Source organism: Pauljensenia sp. 20925_1_25, assembly GCF_041433955.1.
In the GTDB taxonomy this organism is placed as follows: domain Bacteria; phylum Actinomycetota; class Actinomycetes; order Actinomycetales; family Actinomycetaceae; genus Pauljensenia.
On the sequence record NZ_JAPWCL010000001.1, the window covers coordinates 254,450 to 272,039 of the forward strand.

Below are 17,590 nucleotides of genomic sequence, written 5' to 3' on the forward strand. Positions count from 1 at the left end.
GCTGCCCGCGAGACTTGGCAGCCTCTTTTCGCTCGGAGTCGTCGACTAGATACCCCCGAGTCCTCTGGGCGGCGCTTCCGCCCGGGCTGTCCGTGCGGTGGTTGGTCCAAGATGCTCTCCGCAATACCTGGGGCGAATCAATCTGTTGGGTCTGCGCATTGGCGGGTTAGCGTTGCCATTCGTCGGGCCCAGCTGCGCGGGCGGAGTGTTCGGTCTGCATTCGGGCGCGGGTGTGAGCAGGGGGAGGTGGGGTGCAATCTGAGGTTTGTTTGGTGAGAGAGGTTGACAGGTTAGCTGGTTATATGGTTCATTAGTCATGTAATGAACCGTTGAACCGAGGAGGCTGCCAATGGCACCCACATTCGTCTCGGGGATCCCGATCTACGTGCAGATCGCCGACGACATCCGCGCACAGATCCTGCGCGGTGCCCTACGCGCCGGGGATCAGCTCACCTCCACCACGGAATACTCCGCGACCTACCGCATCAACCCGGCCACCGTCGGCAAGGCCTTCGCGATCCTCGTCGACGAGGGCCTGGTCGAAAAGCGACGAGGCATCGGCATGTTCGTCGCCGAAGGCGCGCGGGATGCCCTGGTGGCCGACGGGCTCGCATCCTACGTGGAGGAGACCCTAAACCCCGCCGTCGATGCGGGCCTCGCCCTGGGCCTCGACCTCGACGCCATCATCGACCACGTCCGCGCCTACGGTGCCGACACAACCGCCAAGGACAACTCATGATCACCCTGACCTCCATCACCCACACCTACCGAGGTGAGATAGTGCCGGCTTTGCTCGACGTCTCCCTCACCCTCGGAGAATCGACTGTCACTGCTCTGGTCGGCCCCAACGGCTCGGGCAAGACGACGCTCATGCAGATCCTCGGCGGTCTGCTTGCCCCCACCTCGGGGAGCATCTCCATCGACGCCGCCCAGGCCAGTGCCGACGACCTGTTCGCCGACTCGATCATGGCCTCGTCCAGCCGAGACCTCGACGATGTCCCCGCAACTATCCTGATCCAATACGCCCGTCTGCGTCCCACCTGGGACGAGCGGCTTTTCGCCCACTACGCCCGGCGCTTCGGTCTGCCGGTCCGTAGTCGCAAGACTCTTGGAAAGCTCTCCGCAGGCCAAGCGGCCGTTGTCACCGGCGCGATTGCCCTGGCATCGGGTGCGCCCATCACCCTCCTCGATGAGATCCAGGCGCCCCTGGACGTGCCCACGCGCTACGCCTTCTACGAGGAGATTCTCGCCCTAGCGGGGGAGTGCATGGAAGGAAAACGTCCGCAGCGCCGCTTCCTCGTTTCCTCGCACATGGTCTCCGAACTCGAAAAGGTCGCCGAAGATGTCATCGTTTTGAAGAAAGGCGTGCTCCTCGCTCATGAGAGCGTCGACGACTTCACCTGCCGAGTCTGTGCATTGACCGGCCACGCCTCCGACGTCGAGCGCCTCCTCGCCGCCCGCCCGGACCTCGCCGTCATCGCCACTCGCGAGCTGGGTCCCACGCGAGAGATCGTCGTGGACCTGCGCGGTGGCACCGTTGATGAAGCCACGCTCGCATCCCACTCCCTGACGTCCTCTCCCTGTTCCTTCCAGGACGCCTTCGCCTACCTCATCCAGGAGAACGACCAATGAGCACCGCACCCACTGTTTCCTCTCAGCCCTCGATCTGGCGACTTGGAATGGTCGACTGGCGATTCGCTTTCGGAGTCTACGCCTCGGTTGTCGTCGGTCAATTTCTCATTAACTCCACGGTGAGCGCCATCATGTACGCGACCTCCGATGACTTCTCGGGGCACGTCGATCAGGCTGCCGTCAACGCTGCCTTCACGACGGGCATCTACCTCCTCATCACACAGATCATCACGACGACGACGTATCTGCGGGCAGCGTCTCTGAGCGGCGCGTCGCGCCGCACCCTGGCACTGTCGACCTACGTGCTAAGCGCTGTCGTTATCGCCATCGCCAGCGTGATCTGGTGGGTGCTCGCCCTGGCTCAGACGCACATTTTCTTCCTGGGGAGCCTTGAGTACCCCCTCGGAGTGGACTCGTGGCTCATCGTCGTGGTCGCCTGGATTGCCTGCGACGGGGCCGGACGCCTCATTGGTGCGGCCTCGCGCCATGGTCGAGGCCCGTGGACGGTCGCCCTCAACATTATCGTGGCGACTGTGCTGGGCATAGCCGGCATCGCCGGTCCGGTCACCTGGCTGGTCCTCACGCTCGTTCACAAGTCCGGCTACCTTCCCCCGATGCACCCTGCCTTCTGGCTGCTCGGCCTCCTCACTCTCGCAGTTGCCGCTGCTGGGTGGCACCTCACCTCCACGGGTAGGATCCGCCGCCTCAACTGAACGCAAGTTGCGCCCGGGGAACATGACCCCTCGACCCTGCCCCGGCCTCGTCCCGCTCAATTCGGACGAGGCCGGGGCGCTTTCTTGGGCTGTCGGACGGTCCGCGTAGCTGGCGTTGTGACTGCGGGGATCGCCGGTATTGGAGGGCCAGCGCTGAATGCACTGGGCGCCACCGATGAGGGCAGCCAATTCTGATGCTGAGGGGTTGCCGCCTTGGCTTTGCTGCGCGGAAAACCGCCGTTTGATGCGGTTATGTGTGCGTCAATGACGTGACGATGCCATCGTGCTCGGTGTATGGCTTTCCCGTGATCCGCCGTCGCTGGGCGGGCATGCCTGACGGGGCCTACTCGTGCGCATGTGGATAGGTTATTCACATGCGGATAGCTTAATAACCTATCCGTATCTTCATAACCTATCCGTATGCTCATAACCTATCCGCGAGCATGCCGAGCGAAGCGAACAGCAGGCTCAGCCAGAACTCCGGGCAGAATCCCGTGGAGAATTGCGGGGGAGGGCGCTGCAGGGATCGGCCAGAACTCCAAGTGCGCACCTGTGGTGGGATCCATGAGTGCACAAGCGGGGAGAAACCGCCCCAAACAGCGGTTATCGACTAGTATCAATGGCGACACGACAGCCAGTCGTGCCCCAGATACTCAAGGAGTGACAAGTGGCTAAGGGACCTTCCCGCCTCGACAACGTGATCAGCCTGGCCAAGCGCCGCGGCTTCGTCTTCCCCTGCGGTGACATCTACGGTGGCACCCGTTCCGCGTGGGACTACGGCCCGCTCGGCGTGGAACTGAAGGAAAACATCAAGCGCGCCTGGTGGAACGCTATGGTCCGCCGCCGCGCCGACGTCGTCGGCCTGGACTCCTCCGTCATCCTCCCGCGCGAAGTGTGGGTTGCCTCCGGCCACGTCAAGGCCTTCACCGACCCGCTCATCGAGTGCCTCAACTGCCACAAGCGCGCCCGCGAGGATCAGCTCATCGAAGAACTCGCCGAAAAGAAGGGCGTCGAAGAGTCCTCCCTGACCACCGCCGACCTCGCCTGCCCGAACTGTGGCGTGCGCGGCCAGTGGACCGAGCCTCGCGCCTTCTCCGGCCTGCTCAAGACCTACCTGGGACCCGTCGACGACGAGGCCGGCCTGCACTACCTGCGCCCCGAAACCGCCCAGGGCATCTTCATCAACTACGCGAACGTCATGAACGCCGCGCGCAAGAAGCCGCCGTTCGGCATCGGCCAGATCGGCAAGTCCTTCCGCAACGAGATCACGCCCGGCAACTTCATCTTCCGTACCCGTGAGTTCGAGCAGATGGAACTCGAGTTCTTCTGCGAGCCCGGTACCGATGAGGAATGGCACCAGTACTGGATCGACTACCGCAAGGCCTGGTACGTGGACCTCGGCATCGACCCGGAGAACCTGCGCGAGTACGAGCACCCCAAGGAGAAGCTCTCGCACTACTCCAAGCGCACCGTCGACCTGGAATACCGCTTTGGCTTCCAGGGCAGCGAGTGGGGCGAGCTCGAGGGCATCGCCAACCGCACCGACTACGATCTGAGCGTCCACTCCGAGGCCTCCGGCGCGAAGCTCGACTACTTCGACCCCAACACCAAGGAACGCTGGACCCCCTACGTCATCGAGCCCTCCGCGGGTCTGACCCGTTCCCTCATGGCTTTCCTCATCGAGGCCTACCACGAGGACGAGGCCCCCAACGCCAAGGGCGGTGTCGACAAGCGCGTCGTGCTCAAGCTGGACCCGCGCCTGGCCCCCGTCAAGGCCGCCGTCCTGCCCCTGTCCCGCAAGCCTGAACTAACCGGCCCCGCCCAGGAGCTGGCCGACGAGCTGCGCGGCATCTGGAACGTCGACTACGACGACGCCGGCGCCGTGGGACGCCGCTACCGTCGCCAGGACGAAATCGGCACGCCGTTGTGCATCACCTACGACTTCGACTCGATCGAGGACCACGCCGTCACCATCCGTGAGCGTGACACGATGGAGCAGGTGCGCATCCCGCTCGACACGGTCAAGTCGTACCTGATCGAACGCCTGGGCTGCTGATTTGTCCATAGCCTCAACGTCCGCAGCGGCCCCGCTTCGCGTGGGGCCGCTGCGCCTGTGGACACCCGTTGTCCTGGCCCCCATGGCCGGGGTGACAGACGCGCCCTTCCGACGCCTGTGCCGCATCATGGGCGAGTCGGGCCTGCCCGACCACCTGCGACCCACCGGCATCCCCTCCTGGGCCGCCGAACCGGGGGAGGGGGCCACGGCCTCGTCCCCTCAGCCTCCGCGCGATGGTGCGGGCGAACCGCGCCACGTTGCCATCCCGCGCGTGGACGCGCCCGCAGGCCTGTACGTCACCGAGATGGTGACCAGCCGCGCGCTCGTCGAGGAAAACGAACGCACCCTGGAGATGGTGCGCCCCGACCCCGCCGAACGCGTGCGCTCCCTGCAGCTCTACGGCGTTGACCCCGCCGTCATGGCCCGCGCCGCGACGATGCTCGTTGAGCGCGACCTCACCGACCACATCGACCTGAACTTCGGGTGCCCCGTCCCCAAGGTCACGAAGAAAGGCGGGGGAGCGGCCCTGCCCTGGAAGCGCGACCTGTTCGCCGACCTCGTCGCCGCCGTCGTGCGCGCCTGCGACCAGGCCGGGGAGCGCGCGGGGCGCGAAATCCCCGTGACCGTCAAGATCCGCATCGGCATCGATGCCGAACACGAGACCGCGACCGACGCCGCCCTGAGTGCGCAAAAACTGGGTGCCGCCGCGCTCACCCTGCACGCGCGCACCCAGAACCAGCACTACGCGGGACGCGCCCACTGGGACGAGATCGCGCGCCTGAAGGAGCTGCTCGACATCCCCGTCTTCGGCAACGGCGACGTCTTCGAGGCCACCGACGCCCTGGCGATGCTGGAGCGCACCGGCTGCGACGGCGTCAGCGTCGGGCGCGGCGCCCAGGGACGCCCCTGGATCTTCCGCGACATCGTCGCCGCCTACCACGGCGGGGCCATTCCGGCTGGCCCCAGCCTCGCCGAGGTCGTCTCCATCATCGAGCGCCACGCTGCCTGGTGCGTCGTCGACCAGGGCGACGAGGGGCGCGCGCTGCGAGAGATGCGCAAACACATCGGATGGTACCTGCGCGGATTCGCCGTCGGCGGCCCCCAGCGCCACGCCCTCTCCATGGTCTCCACCCTCCAAGAGCTGCACGATCGCCTCGAGGATCTTGACCTCAACCAGGCGTTCCCGCCAGCCGCCCGCGGGCCGCGAGGGCGAGCCGGCGGCGAAAAAACACCCCACCTGCCCGACGGCTGGCTGGATCACCCCTACCTCACGCAGCGCGAACGAGAGCGCCTGCACCTGGCAGAAATCGGATACTAAGCGAAGGAATCATGCCTCACTCATCTGCGCCCGACCCCGACCCTGCGCCCGGATTCGTCACCATCGGACGAGCCGCCAAAAAGGCGACCCTCGGGGGACGCACCCAGGTGATCGTGCCCGTCAGTGGTGACGCGCGCGCGCTCACTGATCAGGTTGGTGCGCTCGCTTCCTGCCGCGCTGACATCGTCGAGTGGCGAGCCGACACCTACCTGTTCTCCCTGGTGGGCTCACACTTCGTGGCCGCCTCCGAGGTAGCCGACGACCTGGTGCGCATGGCCCGCTACGTCGCGGACGCCTCGCCCCTGCCCATCCTGGCGACCATCCGCACCTCCGTCGAAGGCGGCGAAGCGTCCCTGGACGACGAGGAGTACTGCGCCCTCGTGACGGCCCTGGCTCCCCACGTCGGAGGCGTCGACGTGGAGATCAGGCGAGACGGGTCTTCGGCGCTCATCGAAGACGCTCATGCAGTCGGCGCGCTCGTCATCGGCTCATTCCACGACTTCGAAGGGACCCCCAGCGACGACCAACTCGCCGAGGTGCTCGCCGACATGAACTACGCGGGTGCCGACGTCCTCAAGTTCGCCTGCATGGCTCACAGTGCCACCGACGCCGCCCGCGTACTCGGTGCGCAGGCCTGGGCGCGCGAGGCCTACGACCGTCCCGTCATCGGCATCGCCATGGGGGCCAACGGCGCGCCGACGCGCCTGGTCGGCTCTGCTCTCGGATCGGCCGCGACGTTTGCGACCCTGCCCGGTGCCGAGGGGAGTGCCCCCGGACAGTTCACCGTCGAGCAGGCCCGAGCGGTCCTCGACATCGTCGAGGGCTTTGAGGCCTAGAGACATGTGTGGGGGCGGGCCTCTCGGCCCGCCCCCACAGCTATGTCAGCGACACGCTAGGAACGCTCACGCCTCCTTGGGAGCCACCGTCACAACCGTGTCAGAGATTCCAACCGGGCCGGGAGCAGCCGGGGTGACCTCGCCGAACTTCTTCTTGTTCGTCACGACCATCGGGGTGATGGTGTCGTAGCCTGCCTCGCGGATGACGTCCCAATCGACCTCAGCCAGGACATCGCCACGCTTGACGATGTCGCCCTTCGAGACGCGGGGCGTGAAGCCCTTGCCGTCCAGCTTGACCGTGTCCATACCGATGTGGATGAGGATCTGGACGCCGGAGGCGGACTTGAGGCCGTAGGCGTGGCCGGTCGGGTAGGCGACCGTCACCTTGCCGTCGCAGGGGGCGACAACGACCGCGTGAGCGGCGGGGGAGATCGCGATTCCGGGGCCGAGTGCGCCGGAGGCAAAGGCCTCATCATTGACGTCCGAGAGTGCAACCAGCTCACCTGCCATGGGGGAGGTCAGCGTCAGGTCAGCCTTGGCCTCGTCGCTGAAAGACGGGGCGGGGGCAGCCTCAGTGGCCGGTGCGGTCGCCTCAGCGGCAGCATCCTCATTGGCCGGTGCGGCAGCGGCGGCGGGAGCGGCGGAGACGCCAGCCTTCATGGCTTCCTTCTTCTCGCGAGCCACAGCCTTCTGCTCCTTCGTGCGGTAGTCGAAGAAGACGACCATCAGGAAAGCAGTAGCGAACGCTGCCAGGATGCCCAGACCGTAGACGGCCATGGGGGTGAAGACGGGGATCGTCAGCAGCGAGGTGAACACGAAGGTGTTCGTGGTTGCGCCGCCGCCGATACCGATGACCAGGCCGCCGACGACACAGCCGGTGAGCATGAGCGGGTAGATGCGCTTGAAACGCAGGTGAATACCGTAGAGGGACGGCTCGGAGATACCGCCGAAGAGGCCCGCGGCCAGAGCACCGGACGCCGTCTGACGCATGTCGGCGTCACGGTCGCGGATCGACAGGAAGAGCACGCCGGCGGTGGCACCGAAGCAGGCGAAGTTCCACGCGCCCATGGGGCCCTGAATGAAGTCGGAGCCGGTCGAGGCGATGTTGGCCAGCTGCAGGGCGTTGAGCGGCCAGTGCAGGCCGAGCGGCACCAGGAAGGGGTAGATGATCGGGATGATGATCGCGAAGACGATGGGGGCGTGGCCGTTGAGCCAGGCCAGGCCGCTGCCCAGGCCGTTACCGATCCAGATCGACAGGGGGCCGATCAGGAAAGCCGTCAGCGGCATGATGATGACGAAGGAGATGAAGGGGACGAACACCATCTGGACGTTCGAAGGAACGATCTTCTTCAGGCCCTTGTAGACCAGAGCCAGGATCGGCACCATCAGCAGCGGCACGAAGACCTGGCCGCCGTAGTCGGACAGCTGCAGGGGCAGGCTGCCAATCTGGGTGACGCACTGCTCGGTGCCCAGGGCATTCGTCGTGCAGGTCGTCTCGGCGAACGAGGCGGCGTTGCTCAGGCCCGTGAAGTTGGGGGTGAGCAGCGACAGGATAACGGCCGTGCCGACCCACGGGTCGATGTCCAGCTTCTTGGACGCGTTGTAGGCGACCATGGCGGGCAGGAAGTAGAAGACCGCGCGCCACATGGAGTTCACGTAGCCCAGCCACGCGGGAATGGTTTCCGCGCGGGTGTCGACGATGTGCAGGGCGTCGAGGACCGCCAGGAACGCCAGGATCAGGGAGGCTCCGAGCAGGACGGGCAGGAGGGGGCGGAACGAGTCGGACAGGTACTCGAAGAACGCGTCGACGAGAGCGTTCTTACCACGCGCCTTCGCGCGGGCGGCGGCCTTAACGTCGTCGTTGGAGGCTGCGGTGCCTGACTTCATCGAGGGCAGGTTGTTGATCTCGTTGAAGACCGACTGAACGGCACCGCCAATGACGATCTGGTAGCGGTCACCCGACTGGGGCACGGCTCCGAGAACACCGTCGATGTTCTCGACCGTGTCCTTGTCGACGACGGAGGCGTCACGCAGCTCAAAGCGGAGGCGCGTGGCGCAGTGGGTAAAGTGAGTGATGTTGTCGGGACCACCGACTGCATCGAGGATTTCCTGTGCCGTGTTGGACACGGGGGACTCCTTCCGTGAATGAGATTCGACGCTGAATGCGACTCCTGAGGTTTAGCATGTTTGAACAAATGAGGAAAGCTCCGTCGGGGTATCTCACAGTAACAATTTGGTAAATTTTCGACATGTGCTGCAATGAGGTCGCGGCAAGTGAGCAAAAAACGTTGAATGGGTGTTTCTTGTCAATGCCTTTTATTCCAGATCAAAACCCATTGGAGCCGTCTCGTAATCTTCGCATCCCCCTCTTTCTTTGACCGGACATTTTGGCGTCATAGGCCGATGAGGGAGAGAGGGCCTCATCGTGACGAGGCCACCGTCCGTGCGGTTCTATCGCTCATACGCGTCGGGCCACGCGGGGCTTGCCGAGCACCGATCACGGACGAGGCCGTGGCGCGCTCGCGGGGTAGGTGTCCAAGTGCGGGGGCACTGGCCGCGTACCATAGGCCCGTGAACGAGTTTTCTTTGGCAATCCCGGGTGTCGATGGCACTGACGCGGCCTCCCCGTACAGCCCGGCCGATTCTGAGCGCTGGGTGCCCGAGGACCACAAGTCGTCGGCGCGCACCGAGTTCGAGCGCGATCGCGCGCGCATCCTGCACTCCTCGGCGCTGCGTCGCCTGGGCGAAAAGACGCAGGTGCTGGGTCCGATTTCGGACGATTTCGTGCGCACACGCCTCACCCACTCTTTGGAGGTTGCCCAGGTGGGCCGTGAGCTCGGCAAAGAGCTGGGGGCTGACCCGGACGTCGTGGATGCCGCGTGTCTGTCCCACGACCTCGGGCATCCGCCCTTCGGGCATAACGGCGAGCGTGCCCTGGATGCTGCTGCGGCCTCGATTGGCGGTTTCGAAGGGAACGCCCAGACCCTGCGTGTCGTCACCCGATTGGAACCCAAGGTGATCGGCGCGGGAGGTGTGCCCGCGGGCCTGAACCTGACGCGCGCGACGCTGGACGCGATCTGCAAGTACCCGTGGGTCAAGTCGGGTGGCCCAGACCTGGCCAAGTCGACGCGCAAGTTTTCGGTCTACCCGGACGACGCGCCCGTGTTCGCATGGATGCGCCAGGGCGCGCCGGCGGGCAGGCGCTGCCTGGAGGCCCAGATCATGGACCTGTCCGACGACATCGCCTACTCGGTGCACGATATGGAGGACGCGGTCGCGACCCGCAAGCTCGACCCCGCCGACCTGTTCGACGACGCGCACTGCGCAGCCGTCATCGCCTCGACGCTGGACTGGTACGGTCCGGCGGTCGCGCGCTCGGACCTGGAGGATGCGCTCGAGCGCATCGTGTCCATGCCCGTGTGGCTGCGCTCCTTCGACGGCTCCTACGCGTCCCTTGCCCACCTCAAGGATGCGACGAGCGAGTTGATCGGCCGCTTCTGTTCGGCGACCGTCGCAGCCACGCGCGAGACCTTCGGTGATGAGCCGCTAGGCCGCTACCGTGCGGACCTGGTCGTGCCGCGGCAGGTGCGCGCCGAGATCCAGATCCTCAAGGGCATGGCCGTCCACTACGTCATGAGTCCGCGCGAGAGTGAGCCGGTGTACTACCAGCAGCGCACGCTCCTGGCGGACCTGGTCGACGCCCTGTACGAGGCCGGGGCCGACTCCCTTGAGCCGGTGTTTGCCGCACAGTGGCGGGCCGCCTCTGATGATCGCGTGCGCCTGCGTGCCGTCATCGACCAGGTTGCTTCGCTCACCGACGTCTCGGCCTCGGCCTGGCACGCGCGCTGGTGCGGGATGCTGTCCTCGCAGCTCTAAGCACAATCGGACCACGCGCGCGGGTGGGCCTCGGTAGACTGAAGCCATGGCGGGTCTGATTCGCAAGGACGATATCGAAGCGGTACGTAACGCAGTGAAGATCGACGAGATCATCGGCGAGCACGTAGCGCTGCGACCCGCGGGCATCGGCTCCCTCAAGGGCTTGTGCCCCTTCCACGACGAGCGCACCCCGTCCTTTAACGTGCGCCCCCACCTGGGCATGTTCCACTGCTTCGGGTGTGGGGAGAGCGGCGACGTCATTTCCTTCGTGCAAAAGATCGACCACCTGCCCTTCACCGAGGCCGTGGAGATGCTCGCGCAAAAGGCGGGGATCACGCTCCACTACGAGGAGGGCGGCACCCGCGTGCGCACGGAGGAGCCGGGCAAGCGCCAGCGCCTCCTGGATGCCCACCGCGTCGCCGAGGAGTTCTACTGCAAGCAGTTGGGCAGCAACGAAGCCCACAGGGGCCGCGAGTTCTTGGCTAAGCGCGGCTTCAACCAGGCGATGTGCGAGCATTTTGGGGTCGGCTACGCCCCGGCCTCGTGGGATTCGCTCACCCGACACCTGCGCTCGAAAGGCTTCACGGACCAGGAGATCCAGGTCGCAGGCCTGGGCACGACCGGCAGCCGCGGCATCTACGACCGTTTCCGTGGACGCCTGGTGTGGCCGATCCGCGACATTACGGGCGCGACAGTCGGTTTCGGTGCCCGTCGCTTGGACGACAATGACAAGGAGTCGCCCAAGTATCTGAACACCCCCGAGACGCCGATCTATAAGAAGTCGCAGCTTCTGTACGGTCTAGATTTGGCGAAGAAGTCGATCGTGACGCAACACAAGGTGGTCATCGTCGAGGGCTATACGGACGTTATGGCCGCGCACGTCGCGGGCGTCACGAACGCGGTGGCCACGTGCGGTACTGCCTTCGGGTCGGAGCATGTGCGCATCATCCGCCGCCTGCTGGGCGACCATGCGGACCCTGCCGCAGGCGTCGTGCTCTCCAGCGGGCGTGCCCACGGATCCGAGGTCATCTTTACTTTCGACGGTGACAGCGCCGGGCAGAAGGCCGCGTTGCGCGCGTACGGGGAGGACCAGAACTTCGCGGCGCAGACCTTCGTGGCGGTGGCGCCGGGTGGCCAAGACCCGTGCGACCTGCGCCTGTCCCAGGGCGACCAAGCGATCGTCGACCTGGTGAACTCGCGCATCCCCCTTTTTGAGTTCGCGATCCGCTCGGTCCTGTCCCAGATGGACCTGCGTAGCGCCGAGGGGCGCGTGCAGGGCCTGCGCGCCTCGGCTGGCATCGTCGCGCACATCAAGGACCTGGCCCTGCGTGCAGAGTACACGCGCCAGCTTGCCGGATGGCTCGGCATGGACATGCGTACGGTCGAGCAGGCGGTCCGGGCGGCGGGCCGCGTTGAGGTGATGACCCCCGGTCCGCGCCCCGGAGAGATCGAGATGGCCGGTGCGGGTCGCCCTGCCCCCACCCCCGTGCGCCGCGGCCCCGAGGATCCGGTGACCCGCGTCGAGCGCCAGGCCCTCGAGGCGGTCTTACAGCACCCGCTCTACGTCGTCGGCTCCGGATTCGAGGAGCTGGACGGCCAAACCTTTACCGTGCCCACGCACCGCGCCGTCCACGACGCGATTCGTGCGGTCGGTGGCCTGGACGCCTTCACGCAGATGATGCGCCAGGCCGAGGCTCACTTCGGCCCCGGCGACAACGCGACCCTGGCGGCGTCACGTCACTTCGTCCAGGTCATCCTCGACGCGGCGGGCGAGTTCATCGGCCCTGCCGTCACCGAGCTGGCGGTCAACCCCCTGCCCGTCGCGGGCGAAGCCGACGTGCGCTCCTACTGCCGCGGCGTCGTCGCGGCCTTGGTTCGCATGGACCTCACCAGACAGTTAGGTGAAACACGTGCGGCCCTGTCGCGCATGAATGAGGAGGATCCGCAGTACTCTGAGGTCTTCCGGTCGCTCATGCGTCTGGAACAACGCAGGCAAAACTACACCGAAAGGGATTAATACAACATGGCAGAAGTGGAGAGCTTCACTCTGGACCATACAGCCGTGAAGGCGCCCTACGTGCGCCTCATCAACGTGGAGGCCGGCCCGAAGGGCGATCAGATCTCGAATTTCGACGTGCGCTTCGTCCAGCCCAACAGCGGCGAAATCCCGAGCTCTGGTCTGCACACGATCGAGCACCTGCTCGCCTCTCTGCTGCGTGACCGCATCGACGGCGTCATCGACTGCTCGCCGTTCGGCTGCCGCACGGGCTTCCACCTCATCATGTGGGGCACCCCCTGCGTCAAGGAGGTGACTGCCGCTATCGCCTCGTCGCTGCACGCCATCGCCGAGGAGGCGACCTGGGAGGACGTTCCGGGCACGGACGTGTACTCCTGCGGCAACTACCGCGATCATTCCCTGTTTAGCGCGCGCGAGTGGAGCCGGACGATCCTCGAGCAGGGTCTGTCTATTGACCCCTTCGAACGCGTCTTCATTGTTCACTGATCGTCGCCACATGAGGCCGGGACCCAGCCGTGAGGTTGGGTCCCGTCTTCATGCGTGGGGGTACAGTGCGAGGGTGAGGCGAGCGCAGGCGCGCCCCGGCCTCGTCGATCAGTCGAGGCCGACCGCCTCGCGCACGCTGGCCTCCAGGGCGCTCGCCGCGCGCTGACCGGTACCGCCCAGCGGACCGTCCGCCGTCAGCACCGAGAAGAGTCCGTCGGGGCCCCGGCGCACCCACGCCGTGATCGTCGTCCCCGCGTCCGTTTCCGTCTGGGCGTGCATGACGATCGAGTGGTTGACGTACTCGCTCGTCTGACGCATGAAATCCGACGGGTCACCCGCGGTACGCCCGGCCAGGGGAGCGCGCGCCGGGTCCACCCACTCCAGCGCGAACAGTTCGTCCTCCGCCTCCCAGCGCGCCCGCGCCACGTCGTACCACGGGAAGATCTCGGGGGTGGGCGTCTCGTCGCCGGACGAGGCCTGGGCTCCGAAGACGCATAGGCCCGACTTTGCGGCCGCCAGCCAGCGCCCGTCCTGAAGCTCCAGGCTGGGGCAGCGGCGCTCGCGGGAGGGCAGGGCGGAGGCGAGGGACTTGGGGAGAGTCGTCATGCGTTGATCGTATCCTTTCTCCGCATTGGTGTGCACAGGCCTATGCGTACGTGAAAGCGTACGATATGATGGGAGCGGAAAGGAAAGATCATGACTGCTGTGAGTGCCACTGCCGCCCGCTCGGATCTGTACCGGCTTATCGACACCGTGAATGAGGAGTCAACCCCGATCACGATCACCGGCCGTCGTGGGAATGCCGTGCTCATTGGCGAGGCCGATTGGTCTGCCATCCAGGAGACCCTCTACCTGCAGGGGATTCCGGGAATGACGGACAGCCTGAAGGAAGCCACTCGTGAGGACCTTGACGATGCCCTCGATGACGTGGAGTGGTAGTCGTGTGGCGGGTCGTTTTCTCCAAGCAGGCCGCGAAGGACGCAAAGAAGCTCTCTGCCAGCGGACTCAAAGCGAAAGCGCAGGCTCTCATTGAGGTTCTGAAAGAGGATCCTTTCGCGGTGCCTCCCCGCTACGAGCGCCTCGTGGGTGACCTCGCCGGGATGTATTCGCGCAGAATTAACATTCAGCACAGGCTCGTCTATGAGGTCTTCGAAGAGGAGCGCACTGTCCGCGTCCTGCGCATGTGGACGCATGACGAGTGAGTCTTCCCCAGGGTGAGAACCTCCACAGGGGGTGGGGGAGTGGGTCACATTCCGAAATCAACCGACCGCAATGCGGACGGCGGGCATATTCTGGCTTCATCTTTGTGAAAAAACCACGACAGGAGGCCTCATGGCATCGACGCAGCACACCCCCACGGAACTTGAGGCTGCTGGCGACCTGGTCCTGCCCGCCGCCGATGAGCTGGCTGGCCGTTTTCCCCTGACCCCCAACGCGCACCCGGCGACGCCGGAAGAGTACGACGAGATCATGTCGACCCTGGCTTTTGGCAAGAAGTTCACGGATCACATGGCCCACATGCGCTGGGCTCGCGAGGGCGGATGGAGTGACCGCGGCGTCATCCCCTACGGTCCGCTTGAGCTGACCCCCGGCACCTCCGTCTTCCACTACTGCCAGTCCGTCTTCGAAGGCATCAAGGCCTACAAGCGCGAGGATGGCTCCGTGTGGACCTTCCGCCCCGGCTACAACGCTGCGCGCCTGAACCACTCCGCCCGCCGCCTGGCCCTGCCCGAGCTGAGCCGCGAGGACTTCGTGGCCTCTCTCGTGGACTACGTGCGCGCCGACGTGAAGTGGGTTCCCGACGCCGAAGGCTCCTCCCTCTACCTGCGCCCCTTCATGTTCGCCTCCGAGGAGTTTGTGGGCGTGCACCCCGCGGGTGTCGTCGACTACTACGTCATCGGTTCTCCCTCGGGTCCCTACTTCAAGGGCGGCCTGTCGGGCGTGGCCATCTGGGTGGAGCGCGAGTATCACCGCGCCGGCCCCGGCGGCACCGGCAGCGCCAAGGCGGGCGGCAACTATGCGGCCTCCCTGCTGCCCCAGATCCAGGCCGAGGCCAAGGGCTTCTCCCAGGTCTGCTTCCTGGACACCTACGAGGGCAAGTACCTTGAGGAGCTGGGCGGCATGAACATGTTCGTCGTCATGGCAGATGGTACCATCCGTACCCCCGAACTCACCGGCGTCATCCTCGAGGGTGGCACGCGCAGTGCGATCCTGCGCATGCTGCGCGACGAGGGCGTGGACGTGCGCGAGGAAAAGATCGCCCTGTCCGAGGTCGTGGACGGCATCCGCTCGGGCGCCGTCGCCGAGGTCTTCGCCTGTGGCACGGCCGCTGTGGTCACCCCGATCACGCGCCTGGCTGGCGACGACTTCGATGTGGAGATCGCGGTGGGGGACAAGACCCGCGAGATCCACAAGCGCCTCACTGACATTCAGTGGGGCCGCGCCGAGGATCCCTACGGCTGGACGTACCGCCTGGTCTGAGCATGATCGCTTGAGGGAGCCACGGCCTCGTCGATTGCACGAGGCCGTGGCTTCTTTATGTGGTCGCGATGCAAAATTGGTCGTTACCGGTCAGTTCGCGCGATGACGTCCAGGAAGTCCCGTATGTGAGGGGGCGGAGTCGTCCCGGCCCAGATGGCGGTGAGCGGGCGGGTGATCTGGAGATTGTTGATCCGAACTCGCACGAGTCGGCCGGCGCGGGCGTCCTCGGACACGGCGAGGGAGCTCAACGCGCCGGGGGCTATGCCGGCCATAATCGCGCTGCGAACGCCGAGCGTGGTCGTCAGCACGGCTGCGGGCTCGGCTGCGAGGGGAAAGCCCGCCTCGGTGAGGGCGTTCTCGAGCGCTTGTCGGGTGCCGCTGCCGGTCTCGCGGAGCACCAACCCAGTGCCCGCCAGTTCACGGACGGACACCCGGCGGGTCTTCGCCCATCGGTGACCGTGCTGCACAACGACTTCGATGGTGTCGTAAGCGACGGTGACCGACCGGAGGCCGGCGGGAACGACAGGGGTCTCGACGAGCCCGAGGTCTGCGGTTCCCTCGCGTATGGCCTCGACGACCGTGCTGCTGTTGGCGGCTGTGAGTTGAACGACCGGGCCGTCATTGCCGTGAGAGATGCGCCACCGGGCGATCCAATCCGGTAGGAGGTGTTCTGCGATCGTGAGGCTCGCGGCGATGCGCATCATCTTCCCGCGATCCGTGCGGAGCGAGTTGACAGCATCCGAGAACTCGTCGGCCGCTGTCAGCAGCGTTGTTCCCCAGCCAACAACCAGCTCGCCTGTCGGAGTCAGTCGGGAGCCCCGTGCGGAACGCACCAGCAGTCGCATGCGCAGATCTTTTTCCAGGTTCCGGATGCGCAGAGATATCGCCTGCTGACTCACGCCCAACTGCGCGCTTGCCGCCGACATGCTGCCTTCCTTCGCGACGAGCGCCAAGACTCGCAGTGCCTCCAAGTCCGGCTCGTAGTGCATCTTCCGCCTCCCAGCCACAAGCATAACTTGTATAGCGGACCGTATCTGCCTCTACTCGCGCAAGCGAGTCCCAGGAAACAATGGATGCATGACAGAGACACAGAACATTGCGACTGCCCGACCGGAACACACGCTGCTTGCCCGAGTCCGCGCGCTCCTGCCCGGGCTTGTCCTCTGCCTGGCCGCGGCCGGAGCATCGTACGGGGTCAGCCTGCTGCTGCCGGGAGTCAGCCCGCTCATTATCGCGATCGTGCTTGGCGTACTCCTGGCCAACGTCGTCCGGCTGCCAGCAGCGGCCTCCGACGGCATCGACTTCTCCGCGAAAAAGCTCCTGCGCGCCGGCATCGTCTTCCTCGGACTCCAGCTGGTACTGACCGACATCCTCGACCTCGGAGCCCCAATGCTGGTCGTCGTCGTGTGCATTGTCGCCGGCGGTCTGCTCGGCACCGTTCTCCTGGGGAGGCTGCTGCGGGTTCCATCCGGGCTCTCGCTGCTCATTGCCTGCGGATTCTCCATCTGCGGCGCGGCAGCCGTGGCGGGCGCGGCAGGGGTCACCGACCCGGACGACGAGGCCGAGGAAGACACCATCACCGCGGTCACCCTCGTGGTGATCTTCGGAACGCTGATGATTCCCCTCATCCCACTGCTCACGAACCTGCTTGGCCTGGGCTCCGAGACGGCCGGGATGTGGGCCGGGGGTTCCATCCATGAAATCGCGCAAGTCGTCGCGGTCGGAGGCATCATCGGCGGCGGAGCGCTCACGGTCGCGGTCATCGTCAAACTCGCCCGAGTGCTGCTGCTCGCCCCGGTCGTGGCCATCCTCAGCATCCGGGAGCGCCGTCTCAGCCGTACGGCAGGCGAACCCAGTCAACAGAGGTCGAGTTCGAAGCTGCCGCCCATCGTCCCGCTGTTCATCATCGGGTTCATCGCCATGGTGCTCCTGCGTTCCTTTATCCCTCTGCCGGACTTCGTGCTGACGACCGGCGGGCTGCTGCAGACAGGGTTGCTGGCTGCAGCGATGTTCGGACTCGGCTGCGGCGTCAAGATTCGGAACCTCATCAAGGTGGGCCTCAAGCCCTTCGCCCTGGCCGCGCTCTCCACCCTCCTCGTCGCCACCATCGCCTATTGCGGAGTCGCCCTCGCCGGCTGAACATGGCTCACCAGGGCGTCACTACGCGCCGCAAAC

Annotated in this window: 16 protein-coding genes; 13 read left to right on the forward strand and 3 right to left on the reverse strand. The window is 65.7% G+C overall.

Annotated features, from left to right (window positions below; all coding sequences use genetic code 11):
* Positions 1-349 precede the first annotated feature (349 nt).
* From O3932_RS01145 to aroD, 6 genes are all read left to right on the forward strand, one after another.
* Entirely contained in the window at positions 350-739 is a 390-nt protein-coding gene (locus O3932_RS01145; RefSeq protein WP_371535609.1) for a GntR family transcriptional regulator, read from the forward strand.
* A complete protein-coding gene (locus tag O3932_RS01150; protein ID WP_296504817.1) occupies positions 736-1,632 on the forward strand; it encodes an ABC transporter ATP-binding protein in 897 nt (298 codons plus the stop codon). Before O3932_RS01145 ends, O3932_RS01150 begins: the two co-directional genes overlap by 4 nt.
* Positions 1,629-2,345, forward strand: a complete 717-nt coding sequence (locus O3932_RS01155; RefSeq protein ID WP_371535611.1) for a hypothetical protein — start codon at positions 1,629-1,631, stop codon at positions 2,343-2,345. Before O3932_RS01150 ends, O3932_RS01155 begins: the two co-directional genes overlap by 4 nt.
* 667 nt (positions 2,346-3,012) lie before the next feature.
* Positions 3,013-4,401 (forward strand): glycine--tRNA ligase, encoded by a 1,389-nt coding sequence (locus O3932_RS01160; RefSeq protein WP_009647499.1) that lies wholly within the window; start codon positions 3,013-3,015, stop codon positions 4,399-4,401.
* An 82-nt stretch (positions 4,402-4,483) separates the two neighbouring features.
* Positions 4,484-5,719 carry a tRNA dihydrouridine synthase DusB gene (dusB, locus tag O3932_RS01165; RefSeq protein WP_371535673.1) on the forward strand — a complete coding sequence of 412 codons (1,236 nt, stop codon included), beginning with the start codon at positions 4,484-4,486 and terminating at the stop codon, positions 5,717-5,719.
* An 11-nt stretch (positions 5,720-5,730) separates the two neighbouring features.
* Positions 5,731-6,555, forward strand: coding sequence for a type I 3-dehydroquinate dehydratase (gene aroD, locus O3932_RS01170; RefSeq protein ID WP_371535613.1), 825 nt, complete (start codon positions 5,731-5,733; stop codon positions 6,553-6,555).
* A 66-nt stretch (positions 6,556-6,621) separates the two neighbouring features.
* Here the strand turns inward: aroD and O3932_RS01175 are convergent, their stop codons facing one another.
* A complete protein-coding gene (locus tag O3932_RS01175) occupies positions 6,622-8,682 on the reverse strand; it encodes a glucose PTS transporter subunit IIA (RefSeq protein WP_371535615.1) in 2,061 nt (686 codons plus the stop codon).
* A gap of 444 nt (positions 8,683-9,126) precedes the next feature.
* On the opposite strand from O3932_RS01175, the gene O3932_RS01180 reads away from it, so the two are divergent.
* The 3 genes from O3932_RS01180 to O3932_RS01190 are packed head-to-tail and all read left to right on the forward strand — an operon-like array spanning position 9,127 to position 12,934.
* Entirely contained in the window at positions 9,127-10,431 is a 1,305-nt protein-coding gene (locus O3932_RS01180; RefSeq protein WP_314569161.1) for a deoxyguanosinetriphosphate triphosphohydrolase, read from the forward strand.
* Positions 10,432-10,477: 46 nt separating this feature from the next.
* On the forward strand, positions 10,478-12,448 hold the full coding sequence (gene dnaG / locus O3932_RS01185) for a DNA primase (RefSeq protein ID WP_371535617.1): 1,971 nt from the start codon (positions 10,478-10,480) through the stop codon (positions 12,446-12,448).
* A 6-nt stretch (positions 12,449-12,454) separates the two neighbouring features.
* Positions 12,455-12,934 (forward strand): S-ribosylhomocysteine lyase, encoded by a 480-nt coding sequence (locus O3932_RS01190; RefSeq protein WP_034504364.1) that lies wholly within the window; start codon positions 12,455-12,457, stop codon positions 12,932-12,934.
* Between the two features lie 108 nt (positions 12,935-13,042).
* Here the strand turns inward: O3932_RS01190 and O3932_RS01195 are convergent, their stop codons facing one another.
* The gene (locus tag O3932_RS01195; RefSeq protein WP_371535619.1) at positions 13,043-13,540 is read right to left on the reverse strand and encodes a hypothetical protein; all 498 of its coding nucleotides are present in this window, start codon (positions 13,538-13,540) and stop codon (positions 13,043-13,045) included.
* Positions 13,541-13,630: 90 nt separating this feature from the next.
* Between O3932_RS01195 and O3932_RS01200 the strand changes: the two genes are divergently transcribed.
* The 3 genes from O3932_RS01200 to O3932_RS01210 all read left to right on the forward strand — a co-directional run bounded on the left by O3932_RS01200 (position 13,631) and on the right by O3932_RS01210 (position 15,415).
* Positions 13,631-13,873, forward strand: a complete 243-nt coding sequence (locus tag O3932_RS01200; RefSeq protein ID WP_009647502.1) for a type II toxin-antitoxin system Phd/YefM family antitoxin — start codon at positions 13,631-13,633, stop codon at positions 13,871-13,873.
* 2 nt (positions 13,874-13,875) lie between these two features.
* Positions 13,876-14,136, forward strand: coding sequence for a Txe/YoeB family addiction module toxin (locus O3932_RS01205; protein WP_314569169.1), 261 nt, complete (start codon positions 13,876-13,878; stop codon positions 14,134-14,136).
* Positions 14,137-14,266: 130 nt separating this feature from the next.
* Positions 14,267-15,415 (forward strand): branched-chain amino acid aminotransferase, encoded by a 1,149-nt coding sequence (locus tag O3932_RS01210; protein ID WP_371535622.1) that lies wholly within the window; start codon positions 14,267-14,269, stop codon positions 15,413-15,415.
* Between the two features lie 83 nt (positions 15,416-15,498).
* Here O3932_RS01210 and O3932_RS01215 read toward each other — a convergent pair whose 3' ends face one another.
* The gene (locus O3932_RS01215) at positions 15,499-16,404 is read right to left on the reverse strand and encodes a LysR family transcriptional regulator (RefSeq protein WP_009057105.1); all 906 of its coding nucleotides are present in this window, start codon (positions 16,402-16,404) and stop codon (positions 15,499-15,501) included.
* Positions 16,405-16,492: 88 nt separating this feature from the next.
* Between O3932_RS01215 and O3932_RS01220 the strand changes: the two genes are divergently transcribed.
* On the forward strand, positions 16,493-17,554 hold the full coding sequence (locus O3932_RS01220) for a YeiH family protein (RefSeq protein ID WP_371535624.1): 1,062 nt from the start codon (positions 16,493-16,495) through the stop codon (positions 17,552-17,554).
* Positions 17,555-17,590 lie beyond the last annotated feature (36 nt).

What these genes read in the sequence shown, in the direction of transcription:
- O3932_RS01145 (WP_371535609.1), top strand. Translation starts at nt 350, where the DNA reads ATGGCACCCACATTCGTCTCGGGGATCCCGATCTACGTGCAGATCGCC.
- O3932_RS01150 (WP_296504817.1), top strand. Translation starts at nt 736, where the DNA reads ATGATCACCCTGACCTCCATCACCCACACCTACCGAGGTGAGATAGTG.
- O3932_RS01155 (WP_371535611.1), top strand. Translation starts at nt 1,629, where the DNA reads ATGAGCACCGCACCCACTGTTTCCTCTCAGCCCTCGATCTGGCGACTT.
- dusB (WP_371535673.1), top strand. Translation starts at nt 4,484, where the DNA reads ATGGCCGGGGTGACAGACGCGCCCTTCCGACGCCTGTGCCGCATCATG.
- aroD (WP_371535613.1), top strand. Translation starts at nt 5,731, where the DNA reads ATGCCTCACTCATCTGCGCCCGACCCCGACCCTGCGCCCGGATTCGTC.
- dnaG (WP_371535617.1), top strand. Translation starts at nt 10,478, where the DNA reads ATGGCGGGTCTGATTCGCAAGGACGATATCGAAGCGGTACGTAACGCA.
- O3932_RS01190 (WP_034504364.1), top strand. Translation starts at nt 12,455, where the DNA reads ATGGCAGAAGTGGAGAGCTTCACTCTGGACCATACAGCCGTGAAGGCG.
- O3932_RS01195 (WP_371535619.1), bottom strand. Translation starts at nt 13,540, where the DNA reads ATGACGACTCTCCCCAAGTCCCTCGCCTCCGCCCTGCCCTCCCGCGAG.
- O3932_RS01200 (WP_009647502.1), top strand. Translation starts at nt 13,631, where the DNA reads ATGACTGCTGTGAGTGCCACTGCCGCCCGCTCGGATCTGTACCGGCTT.
- O3932_RS01210 (WP_371535622.1), top strand. Translation starts at nt 14,267, where the DNA reads ATGGCATCGACGCAGCACACCCCCACGGAACTTGAGGCTGCTGGCGAC.
- O3932_RS01215 (WP_009057105.1), bottom strand. Translation starts at nt 16,404, where the DNA reads ATGCACTACGAGCCGGACTTGGAGGCACTGCGAGTCTTGGCGCTCGTC.
- O3932_RS01220 (WP_371535624.1), top strand. Translation starts at nt 16,493, where the DNA reads ATGACAGAGACACAGAACATTGCGACTGCCCGACCGGAACACACGCTG.